This window comes from uncultured Psychrosphaera sp. (genome assembly GCF_947500655.1).
In the GTDB taxonomy this organism is placed as follows: Bacteria; Pseudomonadota; Gammaproteobacteria; order Enterobacterales; family Alteromonadaceae; genus Psychrosphaera.
The window spans coordinates 81,981-105,613 of sequence record NZ_CANMSK010000003.1; the positions used below are offsets into that span (position 1 = coordinate 81,981).

Consider the following 23,633-nt stretch of genomic DNA (forward strand, 5'->3'; position numbering starts at 1 on the left):
GTCGGTTTTTTTATGCCTGAAATTCAGCAACTTTAGCATAGAATTGGTAGACATAGAGGATTCGCTTTTCATAAGAGCCGCCCCGCAGAAATGCATGGCGGTTCCCAATTTCAAAGAGCGCCCACCGGTACCATTTATTCTTTAGAGTGAATGAGAGATAACCGACTAACTCAATTTGAGGTGTCGGTTTTTTTATGCCTGAAATTCAGCAACTTTGTAGTAATAGAATTGGTAGGCATAGGGCACTTTTCATAAGAGCACCTTTTCATAAGAGCTACCTCGCAGAAATGCGTGGCGGTTCCCAATTTCAAAGAGCGCACACCGGTACCATTTATTCTTCGGAATGAATGAGAGATAACCGACTAACTCAATTTGAGGTGTCGGTTTTTTTATGTCTAAATTTTAAGTTATCTTAGATATAATTCAAATCAAGTGATCTAACCCTATTGCTTCTAACTTTTACACTGTCTCCCCTTCCTCACAAATAAACAAACCTTCAACAAACGTAACTTTTTGTTATTATGGATTTTTTAGATTTAAACTCCAAGGGAATGTTATGAAGCACTTGAATATCGGTTTGTTATTACTTACTTCAATTGTTCTACTTTCTGGATGTGTCTCATTTCCAAGTCAAATGAAAATACTCAAAACATCTGTTGAAATTATAGATTATAGAGATATTGATTATTTCAAAGTTGGAGTTAATAGAGAATCGATATCTGCACCGACAATCGAAATAAAGTTTATTGGTTCTGCACCTTTCGCATATATGAAAAGCAATGGATACATACAGCAGATGCGATGTTATGTCTACAAATCAGAAACTAAATACTATGATAACAATGGATTTACACAAGTTTATTTCGACAGAATGATAACCCCAAGGGACCCAGAACAAAGTTATGACAAGCAGCATGGTGACGAAAAACTTCAATATGTTTCATACGCATATAGAGGACTGACTGCTGACAAAACAATAAGTGGGGGTGAAGATATTGATTTAACAAAGTCAAATTATCATCATATAGAATGTGGTCTTTGGGGAGTGACTATACTTGGACCGCATGTTAGATCAAATGTAATTAAAATAAGCAAGCTTGAACTTATCGAACTATATCACCAGTATTTGGCTAGCCCCCCAAATAATAATGTTAAAAAGTTGAATCTCTGGATTAGTGAAAACAAAAAACACTAACAATGTGCTAATCAACGGGGTTAAAACCAGCCCCTCCCTCACAAATAAACAAACCTTCAACAAACGTAACTTTTTGTTATTATGATTTTTTTAGATTTAAACTCCCAAGGGAATGTTATGCAGTATTTGAATACCAAGCGTTTTAATTTATCTATGCTAAATATGAGCTTTTTATTATTGTTAATAATAAGCAGTTCAGCCTTTGCTAATACTCAATTACACTTTAACAACAATAAAACAGTTTACTTGCAAGGTTCTGATTTAACTTGGTTTAGTTTACCTATTAAACATCGTTACCATGAAATAAAATTAACTGTAATTGTGGATGATAAAACCTTATTTTATCCAATCATTACACTCTACGATCAATTTAAAAACGTACGAAGTGAAATAAAAAGTCCAATTAATGTTAAGTCTATTGGTGCTTACAAAGAAGGCGTTGAAATTAGTATTCCGTTTGGGCCTGAAGATGTTTATATGTCCATTAATATGCCGCAGGAGTTAGTTGGCCAGCAATTTAATATTACACAAAATCAAAACACTGTAATTCCAGTATTTTCAAATGGTTCTACATACTATGTTCCTTCAGGAAATAATCAATATTCAGTAACTTATACGTTAATGGATAAAGGCTTTATTGAATTGGCATTACCGGAAGAAAATAAATTTAGTCCAGAGTATAAACAAAACGGCTGGTACTTTGATTTAGGTGTTAACTTTGGTGGAGACACAATAGCTAACAATCCTGGAGGTGATAACTACAAAGCGGGTGGTGGCGCACTTCTGATGCTTGGTTATGACTGGCCTTCTAATGATGATTTTAGTTATCAAGTATCAACCGGTTTTCGTTATCAAGGAGCTCAATTAGGTGATGGAGAGAACTTTGGTTTGGTAAGTCGAGTTGAAGCTGACTATGACTTTGGAGAATACCATCTTGGCATTGGCCTACATTTAGATATTTTAAGCCATACTAAAGATGAGTTCGGAAAGAAAACTAAAATAGATGACTCTATTTCCCCATTCATCAGTGCATCTTGGGAAATGCTACCTCATATAAATTTAACAGGCACTTATATGTTTGCAGAATTTACCGACGAAAATGATGTTGTATATAAAGGAAACCAGTTTGGTTTGGGATTAAGAATGACAGGATTAAATTTTATTCCCTAACGAAAATACAAATGAGCTTTTTGTGTTGTCCTATACTTAAATCAGGTAAAAAATAAAATACACATAAAAACAAATCTAAAAACAAAGTTCAGGTATTATCTTTTCAAAGGAACAATCAAAGGCTCTCTAATGAAGTATCTATTTAACTCACTCTTATTTTCATGTCTATTTTTAATAGTTTTCAATGTTCATGCAGAGAAACCATTATCTAAAGAACTTATTGAGCAATATGCAGCAGCCAGTAAGCAATTAGATACCTTGCTAAGCAGTAGCTCTGATATGAATGAGAATACAACTCAAGTGAATAACCAAAATGAAATGCTTGCCTTTATACGTACACTAGACATTTATCCTGAATTTAAAGCAGGGGTTATAGACAAGGGCTTTGATGATATTGAAGATTACCTAAATACAGGAACGCGTGTTTTCAATGCAACGTTTAGCTTTAACATGAGATATTCAGGTAGCCCAAGCAAGATGCTTGAGACGATGAAAACACAACTAGCTGAAACGAAGAAACAAGGACTGCAATCTCCAGCAACAATAACTCAAATGGAAGCTAGCATAGAGCAAATGACTCAAAATCTACCTTTAATGGAGAAAATGCTCTCGGATACGTTAGCGCCAGATCTTGAGTTTGTAAAAGAACATAACTCATGGATTAATAAAGTAATGTCTGCTAAGTAAATCATAATTGAATTAGCACAGCTGAATTAACACAGCTAAAGCGAATCGTATGGTTCACTTTTTTGTTTTCAGCTCCCCAAATTGACTCTTACTTTAGTTCTAAAACTAAAAGTACTTACGCCCCTCCACTCCCGCTGCATTTGGGTTTACTTTATTTGGACTTTTGATCTCTTTCCAATTATCCACTCGTTTACCAATATTTAAATGTGGAAAACGTTCATTACCTGTGTGTGCCAACCCTAAAAACTGTAATAATTTAGGTAAGCTGTCTGCTTGGCTGATATCAATACTTAGTAAGTCATTTCGTCCTTGGAAATAATCATTCACTTGTTGTTCGTGTTTTTGATAACAACTTGTTAAATGACTTTCATCCAGAGGATCCTCAACATCACCAATGCCAAAAACTTGGCTAAAACTGCGCTTTAATATTGGATTTACGTATTCGCTTCCTTGCTGCTTATTGTCAATACCTAAGCTCGGAAGCATTTTATGCAGTAACATTTGTATTGATGGCAACCATTGTAATAATGGGCGCTTAAGGTACACAAATTTGGAATTGGGGAATAACTGATCTAACTGCTGATAATCAGTAAAACAAGGACAATCAGATACAACGTCAGCTAATTCAAAAGCGCGTTTGGTGTAAGCGGTGTGCGCTACTTTATAATGCTCAAGTAAAGTCACACTTATACTTGTTGTGCCCGTTCTAGGTAAGCCGATAATAAAAAGTTTATTCATGAAGTCTCGTGATTAAAACTAAGGAGCACACTGTAAATTAAAACATATAAATGTGAAAACTGAATTTGAAATTTTACTGACTTTTAACAATTAAACACTCTATTACTTTAAGAACATCTAATGAAATATCAACAGTGACATCAATAACATAAATGCTTTATAGTCTTAGCTCTTCTAAAAATATGACTTTAAAAAGCGCCGTTTAGAAGATAAGAAATAAGCATAATAAAAAATTATATGCTGGGTAAATAAAAGCCGACTTTCTTAATATAAGGATTGTCGGTTTTTTTATGGTTATAATTTAGCTGGATAAACATTTAAGACATTATATAAATGCCAAATCGTTATATCTAACTAAGCGATTTTACTCACATTAATTGAGGTCTCATTATTAGAGGTTAGCGGACAACTTGCTTAAACCAGTTAATATGACTAGTTTTACTAAGACTTTAGTCGTAATTCATACCTTTTATATTGACCTTCTATCGTCATAGTTAAACACTATAAAAAAAGAAGGAATTACTATGGTTTACTTCAGACTCATCAGCATATTATCGCTTTTCCCTTTATTTATAATTGGTTACCTAAACAATTCAATTACCCCAACCTTTGCGCTTATTGGTATTTTACTTAGTTGCTTTCTTCTACCACTATTGTGTTCTAGAGCTTCAAGTGCAGACAATCAAGGCGCCAAAATTAAAGGGGCGGATGTAGAGTCCGATAACTTTTATACCCAAATAAGTCAGAAGGTCACCAGTGCCACCTCAAAAATGGCAATAGGTGCAGCGGAAGTATCCTATTTTGTTGATAACTTAAATAAAGATATACATCTTACACGTGATGACAGCGAACAAATTACACAAGCCGTTGAAACACTATCCGATACAGGCATGACACTTTCCACAAGTCTTGGCCAATTAACTCACACCATGCATGACACGGCAGAATCCAGTCGTAGCGCTCAACAGTCACTAAAACAAAGTGCAGATCAAGTAAATGAACTCACACAAAAAGTACAAACCGCCAGTGAACAGTTAGCCTTGTTAACCAAAAGTGCCGACGATATAGACACCATTACAGCGGTTATTATTGGAGTTTCAGCACAAACCAACTTATTAGCGCTAAATGCAGCGATTGAAGCGGCCAGAGCGGGAGAATTAGGACGAGGGTTTGCGGTAGTTGCAGATGAAGTTCGTGCTCTAGCAGGTAAAAGTGCAGACGCTTCTGAACAAATATCCACATTATTAACTGACGTGCGCCGTAACAGTGAACTTACTAATCATGAGATGTCGTCGCTCAAAGAATTAACCGAATCATTATCAACCACATTATTGGGTGAAACCCAGCGCTTTATAACGCTAACAGAAGAAGTACAAAACGCATCAAAAGTACTTTCCGAAGTGGAAAGTTCAGGCGAGAAATTAGGCAGTACAAGTGCTCAAATTGGTGGTTCAATAACAAATATTAATTCGTCACTGCAAGACATATCGACTCGTAGTGAACATTTATCAACTGAAGCATCAGCCTTAAGCAATGGTGCTGAAGTTGTATTTAGAGAGTTAGACAAAGTTGATCAATCACTGTTTTTCTCTGAGTTAGTTAAAACCGCAAAAGTTTCGGCTCAAGCCCTTGGTGAACTCTTTGAAGCTGCAATTGATAGTGGCGGCTTAAGCCAACAGGCTGTGTTCTCAACAGAATACCTGCCAATTAAAGGCACTAACCCACAAAAGTTTAGTACCAGTTACGATCACTTTACCGATGAAAACTTTCCAGCTATTCAAGAAGCGGTATTAGAACAATATGATGAAGTTATGTTTGCTGGTGCGGTAGATACAAAGGGATATTTCCCGACTCATAACAAAAAATTTAGCCAAGCACTAAGTGGCGATTACGACAAAGATTTAATTAATAACCGTACTAAACGAATTTTTGATGATCCAACTGGACGACGTTGTGGAGCGCATACTGATAGTTTCTTATTACAAACTTATAAACGCGATACTGGTGAAATTTTACATGACTTGTCTGTACCAATTTATGTAAAAGGCAAACATTGGGGTGGATTTCGAATGGGCTTTAAATCAAAAAGCTAGTTGCCGGCTATTGCTATCGCTATAACCGGAAACTAAATTTAATGTGACACTTAATCCTGCTTACAAACCGTTATGGTATTGCACTACCGTTGAGTCTGGTACCAAGGTGTTAATGGTTTCAATTGGTGCTGTCTCACCACTAAGCAATTGTTCAAACTGCTCAATTAAGGTTACTTTATCTGGTGAGGTTTTATCGCCAGCGCCAATATTGGTTAAATCAATCATAAAGCTGTCAAACAAGTCTGATAAGTCTTTGATGATCTCAGTATTTAAGAACTGATCTTGATTATAAATACTTGGGTAACCGGCTTTTTGTTTGTCGATAGCAAACGAGTCACCTTTAAGGTTGGTGATACTGGTCGATTTATCACAAGACAGCATACAGCCATTGTCTATACGTGGTTTTTCACAACCAACACTTTGTTGGAAGAAACACTGTCTACTTGTCATCAATAATATTGGATGATAAATGCTGTACATCATCTTAAAGTTATCCGGACGCGCCATGTGTCTAATTTGCTTGAAGTTTATCTCGTTAGAAATAAACGCACCGGCACAATCAAATTCTTGCTGTAAACCTAATAACGCATACGAGTTAGTGGTGTTTAAAAACGGACCTGCTATCCACTTAATACCTAACGCGTTCGCTTCATAAGCGATACCTGTGTTGTTAGTCACAATCAGTTTAGGTTTAACCTGCTTTAAAATATTAACCGCTACATCGTAATCCTTGCCGATTAACACTGGTGGAAACCAAGGTATTAAACGAGGATTTTGATTTAAAAAATCTATGTAGTGTGTGCAGTCACGTTTGTAAGCATCTGGCAATTTGAAGTAAATATCCGCGTCGGTAGAATCCGCTAATACCACATCCGCTTCGTCACAAATTAGAATACTCAAGTCTGCTTTTTTAAGGCCGGCTGTTTGCGGTTTTTGATGTTTAGTTAACGGCGGCAATATCACTTCTGGGTGAATTGGCGTGTGCTTGTTAAGAATGAGTGATATTTCATTTCTAATCGCAGTCAGCTCTTTATAAGGAATACTTAAGCCGTCATCTAACCCATCTGAGTTTAACTCAAGTAAGTCATACTCTTCATTGTTTAAGCTTCTGAATCTTTTACTTAGCGTGCTCTCATCTAAGCTTAACTGCTCACTTTTAACTAATGAACTGGTTGAAGTAATTTCAAACGATTTAGTCTCTGTTGTTAACAAGCTAGAAATATATTCTTGGGTTGTTACCGTAACGGTAAATACGTCGCCAAGTTTCCCTGAGAAGTTTAACGTTAATGGTATTTTATCTATGCTTAGATGTTTGATTTTATCTAACATGATGTCTTGCAGTTCGCTTTTCTCTTTGTTTAGATCTTTCTCAACTTGTTGAATTTGAACTACCGATATAAGGTCGCTGCTCTCGATACCAGGTTTTCTTAATACCAAGCTTTCCGCAACTTGTTTTTCTACACCGTTTTTCTCTAGTGCATAAACTTTAGAGTTATCTCTTGGGTTGTCGATAAACATCGACTGATTTAAATCGCCACGTAAAAAAGCATTGGAGAAGTCGCGGTTAAATACTTTATATAAACGCTCGCCATCTTCTAACAACTCACCGGTTTTTAAGAACCCGTCAATTTGCTTGCGGAAACTATCAATAACCGTATGTACATAACTTGCGCCTTTAATACGCCCTTCTACTTTGAAAGAATGGACGCCGGCTTCAATTAACGCAGGCAGGTCAAAAAAGGCTGAATTGTCTTTGATATTAAGTGGAAAATTATTACCAGATTCAGTGGTTTCATATTCTTCACGACAAGCTTGGCTACAACGGCCACGGTTACCTGAATTGCCAACACTTGCAGAGGTGGAGTAACACAAACCAGAAAACGCAATACAAAGCGACCCATGGACAAATACTTCCATCAAGACATCGTGCTCAACGCCAACTTTAGTTAGTTCTGTGATCTCACGTAAGTTCATTTCTCTGGATAAATTAACACGGGAAGCGCCAAACTTTTTCAAGAATGGAATTTGCCCTGCATTATGTGTGGTCATTTGCGTTGAGGCATGAATATCAAGAGTTGGATAATATTTTTTCAATACATAAAGCAAACCAAAATCTTGGATAATAACGCCATCTAATGTGGTGTTTACCAACTTATTTAATAATTTAGTTAATGCTTTAAATTCGTGCTCTAAAATAACAATATTAAGGGTTAAGAATATCTTACATTCGTATTGATGCGCCAAACGAATTAGACCAACAAGTTGTTCAAATGTGATATTACCCGCACGATTACGTGCATTAAATGTATTTAACCCGCAATAAACGGCATCAGCTCCGGCTATGATTGCGGCTTTAATTGCTTCGGCGTCTCCACCTGGGGCGAGTAATTCAATTTTTGGGTTCATATGTACAACTTGTTATCTACAAAACTTTGGGCGGGGATTTTACCTGTATAATTAAAGAATGAATATGGTTAAAATGCTTATTCCTACTAAAATACTCAACTATTATTAATACTGCAGGCAAAGAATACAACGTGATGAAAGATAATGTTAATAAAGCCAGTGAGTTACCAATACTCTACTCGTTAAGAAATTGCCCTTTTGCCATGCGCGCAAGATTAGCAATATTTCGTTCACAATCTCCAGTCATCCTGCGTTCTATTGTATTAAATGACAAACCTGCGGAAATGTTAACGGCATCACCAAAAGGCACAGTGCCAGTTTTAGTGTTACCGAAAGAAGATAATGGCAAAACCGTTATTGATGAAAGCTTTGATGTTATGGTTTGGGCGTTAACACAAAGTGATCCGGACGATTTATTACATGCTGGAGAAGCAGCAATATCACAAGATATGTTTAGTTTAGTGAGTAAATTTGATAACGAATTTAAGTCCGCACTAGAACAGTACAAAGCCGCCAAACGTTACCATGAAGACAACTTAGTTGAGCGCCGACAAGTTTGCGAAGCTTATATTGCAGATTTGGAGCAAAGGCTAACAACGCATACTTTTTTAGTTTCCAACCGAGAAAGTTTCGCTGATTTGGCGTTATTACCTTTTATTCGCCAATTCGCCAAAGTGGAACGTAAGTGGTATTTACAATCACCTTATCCAAATTTGAAACAATGGTTAAATAATTATCTACAAAGTGCCATGTTCAACAAAGTAATGGCGCAGCATCCTTTGTACCTATCCACTGACGAAGTGATTTATTTTTAATTCGCTTTTTTTACTTTGCTAACAAAAAACCGACATCAAATTACTCTAATGTCGGTTTTTATTTCTTGGATTAAAATAACAATAAAAGCTACTTCATTACTGAATACTTACTTATGTAAATGCACATCCATTTGTGGGAATGGGATATTAAGCCCTTCTTTACCAAATGTTTTGTATACATTTTCATTCATGTCGAAGAATACGCCCCAATAATCTGGTGCTTTTACCCAAGCTCTTACCGCGAAGTTAACTGAACTGTCTGCTAATGCTGATACCGCAATAAAGACTTCAGGATCTTTTAAGATTCTTTCATCCGCATCACATAACTGTTTAATTACCTGACGTGCTTTGTCTAGATCATCACCGTATGCAACGCCGATTGTCCAATCAACACGTCTTTTTTCTTCCGTTGAATAGTTGATCATTGAAGAGGTTGATAAACCACCATTTGGGATAATAATGGTCTTATTATCTGGCGTTTTTAATATGGTATTAAATATTTGGATTTGCGCAACAGATCCTACATAACCTTGTGCTTCAATGACATCACCCACTTTAAACGGTTTGAATAGCAGTATCATTACACCGCCAGCAAAGTTCTGTAACGTACCAGACAATGCCATACCAACCGCTAAACCTGCAGCACCTAAGATTGCAATGAAAGACGTCATTTCAATGCCTAACATTCCAAGCACACTGATGAACAACATCACCTTAAGTAACATGCCTAACATGCTAAGTAAGAAAGGTTTAAGTGACGGGTCAACGCTGCCCTTATCTAACGCAATTCTTACGCTACCAACAACCGCTTTTATTACCCAGCCACCTATAAATAGAACAGCGATTGCCGCTAATAAGTTAGGACCGTTAGTTAGCACCAACTCAGTTAACTTATCTAATAATACTTGTGGATCCATGAATTTCCCTACATTTTTAGTGAGTTATATAATCGAATCAAGCATAGCAATATATTGATTAATCACCACTTTGATTACACATTTTTACAATTAATACTTGCTGTTTACTTGTAGGCTTAGCTTTATGCTTATACTATCGGGTGAAAGCAGTTTGGCTTGCCCCAATAATTGGAAAGATTAGATTCATGGATTGTCGTTTAATCACTCAGTTTTTTGCTAATGCGGTGTCTATAAAACGCAGCACTAAAAAAATATTAACTGTAATTAGTTTTATGGCTTTGATTGTTGTTCCGCAATTTCCAGCGTTTGCTAGTACACCTTGTTGGTTAACAAATCTAAATGCCAATAACAAAAACATTTATGGTGTATCTAGTAAAATAAGTGCGTCTAATATGCCAGCTCTGCATTTTGCTAAAGCCAATGCGTTAAATAACTGGTTGTTATCTGAAGGCTTAAAGCCTGTTGAAGTAATAGAAAACCTAGCACCACTAGAACAATACTCAACACAGCAACATACTATTTATTTTCTAGATCAGTACGAAGAAAATAATCGTATTTATAGTTTAGTCTCTGATATACCAAGCTCTGACTTTATCAGCCAACGCTGTGAAATTAAGTCTTGCGATATTAAACAATGTTCACCTTTGTGGTTATGTGAAAACACAAGTGACAATATTGCTATTATTAGCATGTCTGAACGCACCGCAATGCCAAACACTCAAATTAAAAGCATCATAAAAAATGCTCAAGATATAGCTCAAACGATTAATAATACTCACGTAAAGGGCTACATTGACACATTGCATTTAAATTCAAAACAAGTAAATGTGTCAAATATTCAACAACGCTACTCAATAACCAGCTTAGTTAAGCATCAACCTAAAGTTACAATTGGGGAAATGTGTAACCTCAAAGGTACCTTGTTATCTCAGGTTAGCTTAAATAATAAAAATATTGGCTCTGCTCATAATTGGATGGCTCAACCTTTGCTAGGTAATACACTTGGCGTTGTTGGTCATGCCAAAGGGCAAACCTCAACGGGCCGTTTAAGTGACTTGATGCAAATTGCTGTTCGACGTGCTTTATTCGAAATGGCTAAAGCAAAAAATATAAATGTGAAAAATAATGTTAAATTAGTTATAAATGAACAAGGTTATTATTCGCTGATGAGAAAATCTCATCAATATACTGAATCTATAGTTTCTGCATATATTGCAGATATGAAGATGAAAATTAATGACAAACTACAACCTGAGATATATATTTGGTTATTGGAAAAATAAGGATTTATTATGAATAAGCTTACAAAATTATCAACAGTCATCGCTATTACTGCAGCTCTAGCTGCGTGTGGAACAACTCCAGAAACTCCGGATGAGCTTAACGCTAATATTCCAGAGTGGGTATTAAGCCCTACTGTTGAAGACGGTATTGCAGCAGCAGCTTGTGTATCAGCATCTGGCAGCATGACGACTGATAGAGCTCAAGCAACTGCTTTATCTCGTGTTGATTTAGCTCAACAAATTGGTACAAAGGTTCAAGTACTAGATAAAACGTATCAAGAGCGTATTGATGTTGACGGAAAAGCACAAGTTGGTTCAACATTCTCATCTGTATCTAAACAGCTTACTGAGCAATCATTAACAGGTGCACGAGTTTCTAAAACATCTTATGCAAACTTTGATGGCAAGAATCAACTTTGTGTTTTAACAACACTGGGTTCATCTGCTACTAAAGAGTTATTTGAAAACATTTTAAAACAAAGTGAACGCCCTGTAACTCCAGACCAAGAGCGTGTTTTATACCAAGAGTTTAAAGCATACAAAGCTCAAGAAGAGTTAGACGCGGCATTAGCTAAATAGTATAAATACTTATTGCTAATACAAAAAACCCAAACACATGTTTGGGTTTTTTATTGCCTATCATTTAAGTTCTTAACGAGCATAAAAATCAGGTTCTTAAAGAAAGCATTAAATAGCTAGTCTCTAAAATTATTGAACTGTAAAGCTTGCTCAAGGTCTGCTTGTCTTAACACTTGCATCACTTGTTGTAAGTCATCACGCTTTTTACCAGTAATACGTACTTTATCACCTTGAATAGAAGCTTGGACTTTATACTTACCTTCTTTAAGCATCTTAACAATTTTCTTAGCTAAGTCCTGTTCAAGGCCTTGCTTAAAGTCGACCCAAAACGTGTGGGTTTTTCCAGTGATATCAATTTTGGCAGAGGTATTCATTGCTTTGGCATCTAAACCGCGTTTAGTACATTGTGAGCGCAAAATATCCGTTAGTTGACTAATTTGATACTCGCCTTCCGCAACTAATTTCACTTTTTCATCTTTAAATTCAACACTTGCGTCCACACCACGAAAATCAAATCGAGTGGCTAGTTCACGCTTAGTGTTATCCGCAGCATGGCGTACTTCATTCATATCTATTTCTGAAACAATATCAAACGATGGCATGGGTTTTCTCCTAACAAAAAGCCTTTCAAATCCTAATTGTGGATAATAAGAAAGGCTTTATTTATAACAAGTTACTTTTATATGCGTCTAACAATTAAGGCATCATTGGATCTTGATCCGCGCCTTCTTTCTCAACAACCGTTGGCATTAAGTCCTCTTTACTTATACCTAAACCAAGTGCAATTGAACTTGCTACATAGATTGAAGAATAAGTACCGATAACGACACCAAATAATAATGCAGTCGCGAAGCCTTTAATTAATTCACCACCCACTAATAACAAGGCAACTAATACTAATGCCGTTGTTATTGACGTAACCATAGTTCGGTTAAGTGTTTGAGTTAATGAGGTATCAATGATCTCTTCTGCATCACCTTGACGCATTTTTAAGAAGTTTTCACGAATACGGTCAGATACAACAATTGTATCGTTAAGTGAATAACCAATTACCGCTAATATCGCAGCTAATACCGTTAAGTCGAACTCTATTCCTAACACACTAAACAAGCCAACCGTTATAATAACGTCATGCATAAGGGCCGATACAGAGCCTACAGCAAAACGCCATTCAAAACGCATAGCAACATAGATTAGGATACAAATAAGCGCCGTTAGCATAGCTAAACCGCCCTGTTCTCTAAGCTCGCCACCAACACTTGGTCCAACAAATTCGATTCTGCGCATTGTCGCAGTCTCATCCATTGCCGTTAATGATTCCATAATACGATTGCCAACCATTTTAGAGTCGGCAGTTGTTTTGTCTGCATTTTCCATTGGCGCCATACGTATTAATACATCTTTGCTTGAACCAAAGTTTTGTACCGTTGCGTCTCTAAAACCTTGTTCGTCCATAACAGCACGAATTTTTTGCAGGTCTGCACTTTGATCAAAAGAAACTTCAATCAAACTACCGCCAGTAAAGTCTAATCCCCAATTGATCCCTTTTGTCGCAAATGACGCTAAAGAACCAATAATAAGGAGCAGTGAAAACGCCAAAGTAAAACGGCGTATAGACATAAATTTAATTGTGTCTTGAAGATTTAATAATTGCATTGTAATTATTCCGCCTAATTAAATTGAAAGTTTTTCAATACGTTTACCACCCCAAGTGGCATTAACAATTGCACGAGTACCTACAATTGCCGTAAACATTGACGTAGCAATACCAATCGCCAACGTGATAGCAAATCCTTTAATTGGACCTGTACCAACAGCAAATAGGATAACCGCTGCGATAAACGTTGTAATGTTGGCATCAGCAATTGTTGAAAATGCACTGTCATAACCATGATGTATCGCTTGTTGCGGACTACGATTATCTTTCAGCTCTTCTCTAATTCGCTCAAATATCAGTACATTGGCATCAACCGCCATACCTACCGTTAATACGATACCTGCAATACCTGGTAAAGTTAATGTCGCACCAGGGATCATAGACATGACACCAATGATCATCACTAAATTTGCAGCCAAAGCTACGTTAGCAACTAGACCAAATTTCTTGTAATAAACCAGCATGAAGATAAGTACTAGACCAAATCCGAGTAATACTGCGTTCATACCTGCATCAATATTTTCTTGACCTAAGCTTGGACCAACTGTGCGTTCTTCAACAATTTGAATTGGCGCAATTAACGCACCTGCACGTAATAATAATGCAAGGTTATGCGCTTCCGCTTGTGAGCCAGAACCAGTAATACGGAAGTCACGACCTAAACGACCTTGGATTGTGGCAACACTAATAACATCTTCAACTTTTTTAAGCTTGAATTTACCGTTAGCGTCTTGTTTGTCTGTTTTTTTGTATTCAATAAAAACAACGGCCATTTGGTTGCCAACATTATCTTTAGTAAACGCTGACATCTTACTGCCACCTTTTGAGTCTAAAGAAATATTAACTTGTGGCATGCCGTATTCATCAAAAGAGCTACTTGCATCAATAATATGATCACCAGTAAGCGCTACTTTTTTCTCTAATAAAACAGGACCTACTTTTGAGTCTTTGTATAATTTAGAGCGTGGAGGTACTCGACCATTTAATGCTGCACTTAGGTCTCCATTTTTATCAACAAGTCTAAAGTCTAACGTTGCCGTTGCACCTAAAATCTCTTTAGCGCGAGCGGTGTCTTGTACACCCGGAAGTTGTACGACAATACGGTCTTGGCCCTGACGTTGTACTAAAGGCTCAGCAACACCTAATTCATTTACACGGTTACGAATAATCGTAATATTTTGCTCTACAGCATAACTACGAATTTCGCTTATTTTCTCTGGCGTCATTTTAACTAACAGATCAAATTCGTTTGTGCTGCTATCTTCGAAAACACTGTAACCTTGGTAGCGTTTTTCTAAAAAGTCTTGAGCTGTCTCAATATCTTCTTCGCTGCGTAATTCAACACGGATTGCTTCTTTAGCCAAGTCACGTTTAATTGTACGGTAACGAATTTTTTCGCCGCGTAAGTCAGCTTTAAAGTCTTGTTCCATTTGAGTGAATGACTTATTTAAAGCTTCATCCATGTCCACTTCCATTAAGAAATGCACACCGCCACGTAAATCTAAACCTAGTTTTAACGGCGTAGCACCAATCGCGTCCAACCAAGCTGGTGTCGCAGGTGCTAAGTTTAATGCCACAACGTATTTCTCGCCTAAACTATCGCCAATCGCTTCTTTTGCTTTTAGCTGATCGTCTGAATTATTTAAACGAATAAGAATGCGGTCTGTGGTTAATTCAGTTTTTTTAAAACTGATTTGGGCTCTATCTAACTTAGCCACTACGCTGTCGAGTATTAAGGTGTTAACTTCCGCACCACGAAGTCCTGAAACTTGAATAGCGGGATCTTCACCATATAAATTTGGAGCTGAGTATAAGGCGCCTATAGCCAATACCATCACTATCATTATGTATTTCCAAAGTGGATACTTGTTTAACACGTGTTAACCCTTTTGAATTTATGTAATTAAAAAAACAAAAAGGCCAGCCCATTGGCTGGCCTTCTTAGACACTTATATTGACTTGATGGTGCCTTTTGGAAGTACAGAACTTACTGAGGCTTTTTGAATCGAAATCTCTACACCGTCGGCTAACTCAAGTTTAACAAAATCTTTATCGTCAGACACTTTTGTTAACTTACCTAGAATGCCACCAGCGGTAAGCACTTCATCGCCTTTAGCTAGTGCAGAAATTAAGTTCTTTTGCTCTTTAACACGCTTAGCTTGTGGACGGTAAATCATGAAGTAAAAGATAAGACCGAAAATTGCTAACATGATCAACATGTCTGGACCTGCTGCTGAAGCTGGAGCGCCGCCTTCTGCGTATGCGTTTGAAATAAATAAGCTCATTATGTTTCCTTAGTATTTTATTTTAATTTTTATATGGAATTCTATATAAGGGCAAACAGGTATAGAAACAACTGATTTCCCTTAGAATAATTACTTTTTTGTATTAATTAGTTAGACCTTCGTCAGATAAACTTGGTACTGGCAACTCACGTTTTGCATAAAAGTCAGCAACAAATTCTTCTAATGTATTGGTTTCTATTGCCCCTCTTAAACCTTCCATAACTCGTTGGTAAAAACGTAAGTTATGTATTGTGTTAAGTCGAGCACCTAAGATTTCGTTACACTTGTCTAAATGATGCAAATAAGCACGAGAATAGTTTTTACATGTATAACAATCACATTCAGCATCTAACGTGGATGGGTCGTCTTTATGACGAGCATTACGGATTTTAACTACGCCATTGGTAACAAACAAATGACCGTTACGAGCATTACGTGTTGGCATAACACAGTCAAACATATCGATACCACGACGGACGGATTCAACCAAATCTTCTGGCTTACCAACACCCATTAAATAACGAGGTTTATTTTCAGGTAATTTATACGCGGTAGTGTCCAGAATATTCATCATGTCTTCTTTTGGCTCTCCAACTGACAAACCGCCAATTGCATAACCGTCAAAGCCGATACTTTCCAAACCTTCAAGAGATGATTCTCTTAAATCTGGGTACATGCCACCTTGAACAATACCAAATAAAGCCGACTCGCTGTCGCCATGTTCTTTTTTACAACGCTCAGCCCAACGAAGTGATAATTCCATTGAGGTTTTAGCTTCTTCAAATGTTGCAGGATAAGGCGTACATTCGTCAAAAATCATAACGATATCTGAGCCTAGTTCACGCTGAACTTCAATTGAACGTTCTGGTGTTAACATGATTTTTTCACCATTAATTGGTGAACGGAACTCAACACCCGCTTCAGAAATTTTTCTTAAATCGCCTAAGCTGAATACTTGGAAACCGCCGGAGTCGGTAAGAATAGGTTTATCCCACCCCATAAAGTCATGTAAATCACCATGCTTACGGATAATTTCTGTACCTGGACGCAACATCAAGTGGAAGGTATTACCCAAACAAATGTGAGCACCGGTTTCTTTTACTTCATCCGGAGTCATGCCTTTCACTGTGCCGTAAGTACCTACAGGCATAAATGCAGGTGTTTCAATAACACCTCGGTCAAAGGTAATTCTACCTCGACGGGCTTTACCGTCGGTATTTAATAATTCGAACTTCATTATAAGTCTCAAAACTAAGGGCTGAACGAGAGTAACTAACATCCAGCGATAGGTAATAAAATGGCGTCTATTATATACCAGAGGGCTTAAAGAGTAACCCTTTAGATCAAATTAGCTATGATCTAACTAACAGCATAATTACAGCCATGAACGTCAACAACACAAAACGCTAATCAGCCGCTTGATTGGTTAAAAACATTGCATCACCATAACTGAAAAAACGATATTCATTAGCAATTGCTTGGTTATAACCTTTAAGGATATTTTCTTTACCTGCAAAAGCCGAAACCAACATAATTAACGTTGATTCTGGTAAATGGAAATTAGTTACCATGGCATCAACCACTTTAAATTCATAACCTGGGTAAATGAAAATATCGGTTTCACCAGTAAACGTAGTTAGCTTATCAAACTGTTTACTTGGCATATTACATTTCCAAGCCGCGGACTCAATGGAGCGCACTGATGTTGTGCCTACCGCTATTACTCGCTTGCCATTAGCTTTAGTTTTCTGAATCGCTTCAACCACATTTAATGGTACTTCTGCATATTCAGAATGCATAACATGCTCCTTTACATCTTCAACACGAATAGACTGGAAAGTCCCCGCCCCTACATGCAAAGTAACAAATTCGGTGTTAACACCTTTTTGTTTTAACTTTTCAATAAGCTCTTCTGTAAAATGCAAACCTGCAGTTGGTGCTGCAACCGCGCCTGGCTTTTCGTTATAAACCGTTTGGTAACGCTCTCTATCATCTTCAGTATCAGGACGGTCGATATATGGAGGTAATGGCATGTGACCATATTTTTCTAACGCCGTTAACGCGCTTTCGTCCGATAAAAATTTCAATTCAAATAAATCGTCATGACGTTTTATCATCTCGGCTTTTACGGCACCTTCTAAAATTAAAATATTACCAGGCTTAGGCGCTTTGTTAGCACGAACATGCGCAAGAACCGTATTTTCATCCACTAAACGTTCTACTAATATTTCAACTTTACCGCCACTTTCTTTTTGACCGAACAAGCGAGCTGGAATAACGCGAGTATTATTAAATATTAATAAGTCCCCTTCGTTTACCAATTCAACTATTTGTTCAAATTGGCAATCTTGTATATCACCAGTTTGACCATTTAACGCCATTAGTTTGCTACTACTACGTTGTTTTTTGGGCGCTTTAGCTATTAATTTTTCTGGTAAATCAAAATGAAAATCGGCTACCTGCACTACAAACCTCTACAAGAATAAGTTGCCATAATTGAACTGGCATGGAAAATTGATGAAATATAAATTGATATTGTATCAGCGTTTAAGATTTAGAGCCTTGTTTATTCCTCATATTCTTTATAAAGTAGGACACGTTTTAACCAAAAAAACCATATAAGCGATTTTACTCAATATGAATAGTCAACTACCCTTGTTGTTAATTTCTGCTGATGCAGGAACTAGGACAAAGTTGAAGAATTACATTAATAAACTTCAACTGTTTGACGTTGACGTAGCATTTGATAGTAAGGACGCAATCGATAAGTTAAGACAAAACCCTTATCAGTTCATTATCTCAGACATAAATATTGGCGACGTGGACGCTTGGTGTTTATCAAGTTTGATCCGCTCAGATATATATAAATGTGACAAAAAAACCCCGATCGTATTATTAGCTGATACACACAGTGAACGTATTGCAGAAGCCACAGCAAAATCTTTTGGTATCAACTCGGTATTAGCTAAGTCTGACTCAGCTAGAGTTAATGAAATTTTAGCTGACGCTTTTTCTACCTCTTTACCTCTTAGGGACAGACTTAATGGCTTAACTATTATTTCAACACCTGAAAACACAACTGATTTTGAGGCTTTGTTACAAGAAAAGTTTTATATTGAGTCTGCATATTCTGGCAAAGACGGGTTAGCACTTATTAGACAAAAGGAATTTGACTTTATCATTATCGATAGTGAATTAGAGCACGAAGCTGCAATGCCACTAATGCAAACAATACGTTTTGAAATGCCGAGTTTACCTATTGTTATTTTAGTCTCTAAAAATAATTATGCTTGTGCTGAGCACTTTGTATTAAATGGCGCCAGTGATTTTATTTATATACCTTTTAATTCCTCGAGAGTTATTAATATATGTGAGCGTGCTGCTCGTCGAAATGATTTTATGATCAGTAACAAACAATTCACTGGTAAAGTAAATCAATTAGAAAAAAGTGAGAAAAAGTTTAAGGCATTATCTAATGAACATACTCAGCTACTTGAAAACTTAAGTTCTGTAGTTATGGAACTCGATGAAACTGGTCATATTCGTTTTTTAAACAATGCTTGGAAAACTCTAACAGGATTTAGTATTTCTCAATCACTTGGCCGTAATATTATGGATTTTATCGACACCGATGAATTAGGCGTAACTAAGTTTTCTAATCAATTAAACAACTTATTAATGCAAGCGACATCATCTTCAACAGAAGAAGTTAGAGTATTAAATGCTCAAGGAAAAAGTGTTTGGGTAGAAATTAAATTTCATCAACTAATTAAAAATAAACAAGCCAGAGGCCTTGCTGCAACTATTGATAATATTGATGATAGAAAAATAGCCGAAGAAAAATTACAACATTTAGCCTTACATGACACATTAACAGGCCTTAATAACCGATACTTTTTTGATAATGAATTAAACCGCTTAACTATGCTCGCATCCCGAGGAAAAACAACCCATTGCCTGTTATATATCGACTTAGATCACTTTAAGATCATTAACGATACCGAAGGCCATCAAATGGGTGATTTAGTGCTAAAAGAAGTGGCTTTGTTATTAGAAAAACGTATACGACAGTCTGATATATTATGCCGTGTCGGTGGTGATGAGTTTGTTATCTTATTGGCTGAAATAGAATTACAACAAGCAATGACAATAGGTAAGAGTATTTGTAATCAAATTGCAGAAGCTCATTTTCAATTTGGTAATAACAGTTATAAGATCAGTGCCAGTATTGGAGCAGCAGAAATTGATGGTAACGCCTCAGCTGCAGAATACTTACGAAGAGCTGATATTGCATTATATGTAGCTAAAAATAAAGGTCGTAATCGGACGCACGGCTACTCAGAAACAGATACTGATACCAAACAACAACATGATAATATGCAATGGGCACATCGCTTACAAGAAGCTGTGCTCAATGATGGTATCATATTGCACTTTCAACCTATTTGGGACTTAACAAATGATGAAGTCGCATATTATGAAGCGCTCGTCCGATTAAATATTAATGGCGAATTAATATACCCAAATGACTTTATTTCTGCTTTAGAGCGCACTGAAGATATTAATTTATTAGATCATCAGGTGGTTCATAAAGCGATAAAACTCGTCAGTCAACATCCTGAATTGCATAAAATTGCAATTAATTTATCAGCTCAAGCATTTTCTGATGAAGGTTTATTGCCTTTAATTCACAAAGAATTAAAAAATCACAATGTTAACGGTGCAAAAATAATTTTCGAGTTAACGGAATCAGCTAGTTTAACTAATGTTAGTGCCACCAGAAGAATGATCCAGCAGTTACAGCAACTTGGTTGTCAATTTTCAATTGATGACTTTGGGACTGGGTTCAGCACATTTGCCTATTTGAGAGAACTGCCCGCTGAGTCCGTAAAAATTGACGGTAGTTTTGTTAAAGACATGGCAACAAATTCAGTAGATAGGTCTTTAGTATCAGCTATTATTAACGTAGCAAATACTCTTGGCAAAGTTTGTGTTGCTGAGTTTGTAGAGGATAAAATAACATTTGATGAATTACGAAAATCAGGCGCTGAATTCGCTCAAGGGTATTACATTAGTAGGCCATTAAGAGTGGATCAAATAAAAGATTTTAAATTCACACCTTGACCTTCTAACATATAGAACTAAGTATCAAATTAAAGATAATAAAAAACCGCTTAAATGCGGTTTTTTTATTATGGATAAAAATAACAACGATTAGCGCTCAGCTATTGCTTTAACAATTGGAGAATCAGTAAAACCATTACCGGTAGCCCATTCTGCATCACCTGAACTTGCAAAATGTGATGCAGGTAATCGTTTTACGATAAATTCCCCTGTACTTATTGCTCCGTTTTTAATCGCATAACGAACCAAGGGCTCACCACCACAGGAAATACCACTGTAGATATTGCGAAGTTTAACTCCGGCTTCTTTTAATTTTTTACGGAATCGACTTTTATCATCAGCTGCGACATTCTCACAAATCCCCGCTAACAAAGCTCCAACATCCGCAGACTTAACTACTGGTGAATAACTTAGTGTTATCATCACCAAAATACTCGTTAAAATACTTGCAAAAAACTTCATAAAATACACCTTTATTAGTTATTTCAATTTAAAAATAACATAAAAAAATATCTTATTAAACTTTATCGTAAAAGTTCCCTAACTATTTTTATTTAGTGTAACAAACTCATATGCAAGAGAATTTTTTTCATCAGGCTGGTGTTGTTCATGTGAAACTTGCTGCCAATCTGCCACTTCAAGCCAATCAGGGAAGTGAGTATCACCATCAACCTGTAAGTCTATAAAAGTTAAATATAAGGTATCTGCTTGAGGTAAAAACTGCTGATAAATATTACCTCCACCAATGATCATAACTTCACCCACATCGGATACTAAATCCAGTGCTGATTCAGGCGAAGATACAACCTCAACTCCATCATGTGACCAATCTAAATTACGAGTGATCACTATATTTTTACGTCCAGGTAAAGGACGACCGATAGATTCGAAAGTTCGACGTCCCATAATTACAGGTTTACCTAGCGTAACCTTTTTAAAATGTTGCAAATCTGCTGGAAGGTGCCAAGGCATGTCATTATCTTTGCCAATAACACGATCTTTCGCCATAGCAGCTATTAAAGAAATTTTTGTCATTTTTTAAACGCTATTCATTAGTATAGACAACATTTGGATGATCGTCTTCATCATCCCAAACATCATCGTCTTGCTCATCGTCTAATGCTTCTGGTTGAGGCGTATCCCATTGGAACATAAGCTTATCTTCTGCATCGGTAACTATTTCTCTTGGCATTAATTCTAATGCGTCTGAAATATCGTTACATAAGGCTTTGGTATTAATACCATTAACCGCCGATATTTGATAAATAGGACCTTCCCATTCAAGTTCAGCTGCAATTTTTTTGCATAATGCGTCAGCTTCTTCATCAGACATTAAGTCAATTTTGTTAAATACTAACCAACGAGGTTTTTCAGCTAATTTTTCACTGTATTTTTTTAGTTCATTTACGATGATTTTAGCGTTTTCAACTGGATCAGACTGATCCATCGGCAAAATATCAACTAAATGCAGTAATACACGACAACGCTCAAGGTGGCGCAAAAAGCGTATTCCTAAACCAGCACCTTCTGAAGCACCTTCAATCAATCCAGGTATATCAGCAATAACAAACGAATTACCAGCTCGAACCACACCAAGGTTTGGCACTAAAGTGGTAAATGGATAATCAGCTACTTTAGGTTTAGCTGCAGATACATTTCTGATAAATGTAGATTTACCAGCATTAGGAAGACCTAACATGCCAATATCTGCTAATAATAATAGCTCTAATTGAAGATCACGAACTTCGCCATCAGAACCGTTTGTTTTCTGTCTTGGTGCTCGGTTTACACTACTTTTAAATCGTGTATTACCTAAACCGTGGAATCCACCTTTAGCAACCAACAAACGTTGGCCGTGTTTAGTCAAATCACCAATAACTTCATTAGTATCTAAATCTCTTGCGCGCGTTCCAATTGGAACAGGCATAACACAATCTTCTCCACGCTGCCCCGTACATTTACGACCCATGCCATTTTGGCCGCGTTGTGCTTTATGAAATCGTTCAAAGCGATAGTCAACTAATGTATTTAGACCTTCATCGGCTTCAAGAAATACATCACCACCATCTCCGCCATCGCCGCCATCAGGACCGCCCATTGGCACATATTTTTCGCGACGAAATGATATGGCGCCATTGCCACCATCACCGGCTTCTACTTTAACTTCTACTTCATCTACAAATTTCATTTTACCAACAACTCTTATCTTAAGAAGGATTGTAATTATTCAAGTTATTACTCAAAGATGTATTTTACTAGAATACCAAATTGAATAACTACAACTATATGTTCGAACGCAATATCTGCCAACTCTTCAAGATACTTTGTTCTATATTAATGCTTATGTTACAAGCGCAAAAACAAAAAACCCCGCAGCAGCGGGGTTTCAAATTTTGCAAAGGTTAACTGAAATTATTCAGCAACAATACTTACGTATTTACGGTTAAGAGGACCTTTAACGTCGAACTTAACTTTACCTTCTACAGTAGCAAACAATGTATGATCGCGGCCCATGCCAACGTTTGTGCCTGCGTGGAATTTAGTTCCACGTTGACGAACGATGATACTGCCAGATAAAACTGATTCTCCACCAAAACGTTTAACACCTAAACGTTTGCTTTCTGAATCACGACCGTTACGAGTACTACCACCAGCCTTTTTATGTGCCATTTTATAGTTCCTCT

At 36.8% G+C, this 23,633-nt stretch carries 21 protein-coding genes; 8 read left to right on the forward strand and 13 right to left on the reverse strand.

Annotation, left to right across the window (positions count from 1 at the left end):
* Positions 1 to 556: 556 nt before the first annotated feature.
* The 3 genes from Q0940_RS03805 to Q0940_RS03815 all read left to right on the forward strand — a co-directional run bounded on the left by Q0940_RS03805 (position 557) and on the right by Q0940_RS03815 (position 3,052).
* Entirely contained in the window at positions 557 to 1,195 is a 639-nt protein-coding gene (locus tag Q0940_RS03805) for a hypothetical protein (protein ID WP_299264203.1), read from the forward strand.
* A gap of 117 nt (positions 1,196 to 1,312) precedes the next feature.
* Positions 1,313 to 2,365, forward strand: coding sequence for a hypothetical protein (locus Q0940_RS03810; protein ID WP_299264205.1), 1,053 nt, complete (start codon positions 1,313 to 1,315; stop codon positions 2,363 to 2,365).
* A gap of 129 nt (positions 2,366 to 2,494) precedes the next feature.
* Positions 2,495 to 3,052: a hypothetical protein gene (locus Q0940_RS03815; protein ID WP_299264207.1), complete on the forward strand. Its 558-nt coding sequence runs from the start codon at positions 2,495 to 2,497 to the stop codon at positions 3,050 to 3,052.
* Between the two features lie 105 nt (positions 3,053 to 3,157).
* Here Q0940_RS03815 and Q0940_RS03820 read toward each other — a convergent pair whose 3' ends face one another.
* Entirely contained in the window at positions 3,158 to 3,790 is a 633-nt protein-coding gene (locus Q0940_RS03820; RefSeq protein WP_299264209.1) for a sulfotransferase, read from the reverse strand.
* Positions 3,791 to 4,314: 524 nt separating this feature from the next.
* Between Q0940_RS03820 and Q0940_RS03825 the strand changes: the two genes are divergently transcribed.
* Positions 4,315 to 5,883, forward strand: a complete 1,569-nt coding sequence (locus tag Q0940_RS03825; RefSeq protein WP_299264211.1) for a methyl-accepting chemotaxis protein — start codon at positions 4,315 to 4,317, stop codon at positions 5,881 to 5,883.
* Between the two features lie 60 nt (positions 5,884 to 5,943).
* Here the strand turns inward: Q0940_RS03825 and Q0940_RS03830 are convergent, their stop codons facing one another.
* Entirely contained in the window at positions 5,944 to 8,289 is a 2,346-nt protein-coding gene (locus Q0940_RS03830) for a peptidase U32 family protein (RefSeq protein WP_299264214.1), read from the reverse strand.
* A 134-nt stretch (positions 8,290 to 8,423) separates the two neighbouring features.
* Here Q0940_RS03830 and Q0940_RS03835 point away from each other — a divergent pair, with 134 nt between their 5' ends.
* Positions 8,424 to 9,104 (forward strand): glutathione S-transferase, encoded by a 681-nt coding sequence (locus Q0940_RS03835; RefSeq protein WP_299264722.1) that lies wholly within the window; start codon positions 8,424 to 8,426, stop codon positions 9,102 to 9,104.
* Between the two features lie 107 nt (positions 9,105 to 9,211).
* Here Q0940_RS03835 and Q0940_RS03840 read toward each other — a convergent pair whose 3' ends face one another.
* Positions 9,212 to 10,021: a mechanosensitive ion channel domain-containing protein gene (locus tag Q0940_RS03840; protein WP_299264217.1), complete on the reverse strand. Its 810-nt coding sequence runs from the start codon at positions 10,019 to 10,021 to the stop codon at positions 9,212 to 9,214.
* Between the two features lie 185 nt (positions 10,022 to 10,206).
* Between Q0940_RS03840 and Q0940_RS03845 the strand changes: the two genes are divergently transcribed.
* On the forward strand, positions 10,207 to 11,304 hold the full coding sequence (locus tag Q0940_RS03845; RefSeq protein ID WP_299264221.1) for a hypothetical protein: 1,098 nt from the start codon (positions 10,207 to 10,209) through the stop codon (positions 11,302 to 11,304).
* 9 nt (positions 11,305 to 11,313) lie between these two features.
* Entirely contained in the window at positions 11,314 to 11,883 is a 570-nt protein-coding gene (locus tag Q0940_RS03850; RefSeq protein ID WP_299264224.1) for a hypothetical protein, read from the forward strand.
* 116 nt (positions 11,884 to 11,999) lie between these two features.
* Here Q0940_RS03850 and Q0940_RS03855 read toward each other — a convergent pair whose 3' ends face one another.
* The 6 genes from Q0940_RS03855 to queA form a co-directional block, all read right to left on the reverse strand.
* On the reverse strand, positions 12,000 to 12,485 hold the full coding sequence (locus Q0940_RS03855) for a YajQ family cyclic di-GMP-binding protein (RefSeq protein WP_299264227.1): 486 nt from the start codon (positions 12,483 to 12,485) through the stop codon (positions 12,000 to 12,002).
* 94 nt (positions 12,486 to 12,579) lie between these two features.
* A complete protein-coding gene (secF, locus tag Q0940_RS03860) occupies positions 12,580 to 13,539 on the reverse strand; it encodes a protein translocase subunit SecF (RefSeq protein ID WP_299264230.1) in 960 nt (319 codons plus the stop codon).
* Positions 13,540 to 13,557: 18 nt separating this feature from the next.
* Complete coding sequence (gene secD / locus Q0940_RS03865; RefSeq protein ID WP_299264234.1) at positions 13,558 to 15,417, reverse strand: protein translocase subunit SecD; 1,860 nt, start codon at positions 15,415 to 15,417, stop codon at positions 13,558 to 13,560.
* A 72-nt stretch (positions 15,418 to 15,489) separates the two neighbouring features.
* Entirely contained in the window at positions 15,490 to 15,825 is a 336-nt protein-coding gene (gene yajC, locus Q0940_RS03870) for a preprotein translocase subunit YajC (RefSeq protein WP_299264237.1), read from the reverse strand.
* A 103-nt stretch (positions 15,826 to 15,928) separates the two neighbouring features.
* The gene (tgt, locus tag Q0940_RS03875; RefSeq protein WP_299264240.1) at positions 15,929 to 17,062 is read right to left on the reverse strand and encodes a tRNA guanosine(34) transglycosylase Tgt; all 1,134 of its coding nucleotides are present in this window, start codon (positions 17,060 to 17,062) and stop codon (positions 15,929 to 15,931) included.
* A gap of 169 nt (positions 17,063 to 17,231) precedes the next feature.
* Positions 17,232 to 18,290: a tRNA preQ1(34) S-adenosylmethionine ribosyltransferase-isomerase QueA gene (queA, locus tag Q0940_RS03880; protein WP_299264244.1), complete on the reverse strand. Its 1,059-nt coding sequence runs from the start codon at positions 18,288 to 18,290 to the stop codon at positions 17,232 to 17,234.
* A gap of 172 nt (positions 18,291 to 18,462) precedes the next feature.
* Here queA and Q0940_RS03885 point away from each other — a divergent pair, with 172 nt between their 5' ends.
* Positions 18,463 to 20,949, forward strand: a complete 2,487-nt coding sequence (locus Q0940_RS03885; protein WP_299264246.1) for a GGDEF domain-containing response regulator — start codon at positions 18,463 to 18,465, stop codon at positions 20,947 to 20,949.
* Positions 20,950 to 21,039: 90 nt separating this feature from the next.
* Here the strand turns inward: Q0940_RS03885 and Q0940_RS03890 are convergent, their stop codons facing one another.
* The 4 genes from Q0940_RS03890 to rpmA all read right to left on the reverse strand — a co-directional run bounded on the left by Q0940_RS03890 (position 21,040) and on the right by rpmA (position 23,619).
* Complete coding sequence (locus Q0940_RS03890; protein WP_299264249.1) at positions 21,040 to 21,411, reverse strand: DUF3718 domain-containing protein; 372 nt, start codon at positions 21,409 to 21,411, stop codon at positions 21,040 to 21,042.
* Between the two features lie 78 nt (positions 21,412 to 21,489).
* Positions 21,490 to 21,984 carry a type 3 dihydrofolate reductase gene (gene folA, locus Q0940_RS03895; RefSeq protein WP_299264252.1) on the reverse strand — a complete coding sequence of 165 codons (495 nt, stop codon included), beginning with the start codon at positions 21,982 to 21,984 and terminating at the stop codon, positions 21,490 to 21,492.
* Between the two features lie 10 nt (positions 21,985 to 21,994).
* Positions 21,995 to 23,137, reverse strand: a complete 1,143-nt coding sequence (gene cgtA / locus Q0940_RS03900; protein ID WP_299264255.1) for an Obg family GTPase CgtA — start codon at positions 23,135 to 23,137, stop codon at positions 21,995 to 21,997.
* Positions 23,138 to 23,361: 224 nt separating this feature from the next.
* Complete coding sequence (gene rpmA, locus Q0940_RS03905; protein WP_299264258.1) at positions 23,362 to 23,619, reverse strand: 50S ribosomal protein L27; 258 nt, start codon at positions 23,617 to 23,619, stop codon at positions 23,362 to 23,364.
* Between the last annotated feature and the right edge of the window lie 14 nt (positions 23,620 to 23,633).

What these genes read in the sequence shown, in the direction of transcription:
- Q0940_RS03805 (WP_299264203.1), top strand. Translation starts at nt 557, where the DNA reads ATGAAGCACTTGAATATCGGTTTGTTATTACTTACTTCAATTGTTCTA.
- Q0940_RS03810 (WP_299264205.1), top strand. Translation starts at nt 1,313, where the DNA reads ATGCAGTATTTGAATACCAAGCGTTTTAATTTATCTATGCTAAATATG.
- Q0940_RS03815 (WP_299264207.1), top strand. Translation starts at nt 2,495, where the DNA reads ATGAAGTATCTATTTAACTCACTCTTATTTTCATGTCTATTTTTAATA.
- Q0940_RS03820 (WP_299264209.1), bottom strand. Translation starts at nt 3,790, where the DNA reads ATGAATAAACTTTTTATTATCGGCTTACCTAGAACGGGCACAACAAGT.
- Q0940_RS03825 (WP_299264211.1), top strand. Translation starts at nt 4,315, where the DNA reads ATGGTTTACTTCAGACTCATCAGCATATTATCGCTTTTCCCTTTATTT.
- Q0940_RS03830 (WP_299264214.1), bottom strand. Translation starts at nt 8,289, where the DNA reads ATGAACCCAAAAATTGAATTACTCGCCCCAGGTGGAGACGCCGAAGCA.
- Q0940_RS03835 (WP_299264722.1), top strand. Translation starts at nt 8,424, where the DNA reads ATGAAAGATAATGTTAATAAAGCCAGTGAGTTACCAATACTCTACTCG.
- Q0940_RS03840 (WP_299264217.1), bottom strand. Translation starts at nt 10,021, where the DNA reads ATGGATCCACAAGTATTATTAGATAAGTTAACTGAGTTGGTGCTAACT.
- Q0940_RS03845 (WP_299264221.1), top strand. Translation starts at nt 10,207, where the DNA reads ATGGATTGTCGTTTAATCACTCAGTTTTTTGCTAATGCGGTGTCTATA.
- Q0940_RS03850 (WP_299264224.1), top strand. Translation starts at nt 11,314, where the DNA reads ATGAATAAGCTTACAAAATTATCAACAGTCATCGCTATTACTGCAGCT.
- Q0940_RS03855 (WP_299264227.1), bottom strand. Translation starts at nt 12,485, where the DNA reads ATGCCATCGTTTGATATTGTTTCAGAAATAGATATGAATGAAGTACGC.
- secF (WP_299264230.1), bottom strand. Translation starts at nt 13,539, where the DNA reads ATGCAATTATTAAATCTTCAAGACACAATTAAATTTATGTCTATACGC.
- yajC (WP_299264237.1), bottom strand. Translation starts at nt 15,825, where the DNA reads ATGAGCTTATTTATTTCAAACGCATACGCAGAAGGCGGCGCTCCAGCT.
- tgt (WP_299264240.1), bottom strand. Translation starts at nt 17,062, where the DNA reads ATGAAGTTCGAATTATTAAATACCGACGGTAAAGCCCGTCGAGGTAGA.
- Q0940_RS03885 (WP_299264246.1), top strand. Translation starts at nt 18,463, where the DNA reads ATGAATAGTCAACTACCCTTGTTGTTAATTTCTGCTGATGCAGGAACT.
- Q0940_RS03890 (WP_299264249.1), bottom strand. Translation starts at nt 21,411, where the DNA reads ATGAAGTTTTTTGCAAGTATTTTAACGAGTATTTTGGTGATGATAACA.
- folA (WP_299264252.1), bottom strand. Translation starts at nt 21,984, where the DNA reads ATGACAAAAATTTCTTTAATAGCTGCTATGGCGAAAGATCGTGTTATT.
- cgtA (WP_299264255.1), bottom strand. Translation starts at nt 23,137, where the DNA reads ATGAAATTTGTAGATGAAGTAGAAGTTAAAGTAGAAGCCGGTGATGGT.
- rpmA (WP_299264258.1), bottom strand. Translation starts at nt 23,619, where the DNA reads ATGGCACATAAAAAGGCTGGTGGTAGTACTCGTAACGGTCGTGATTCA.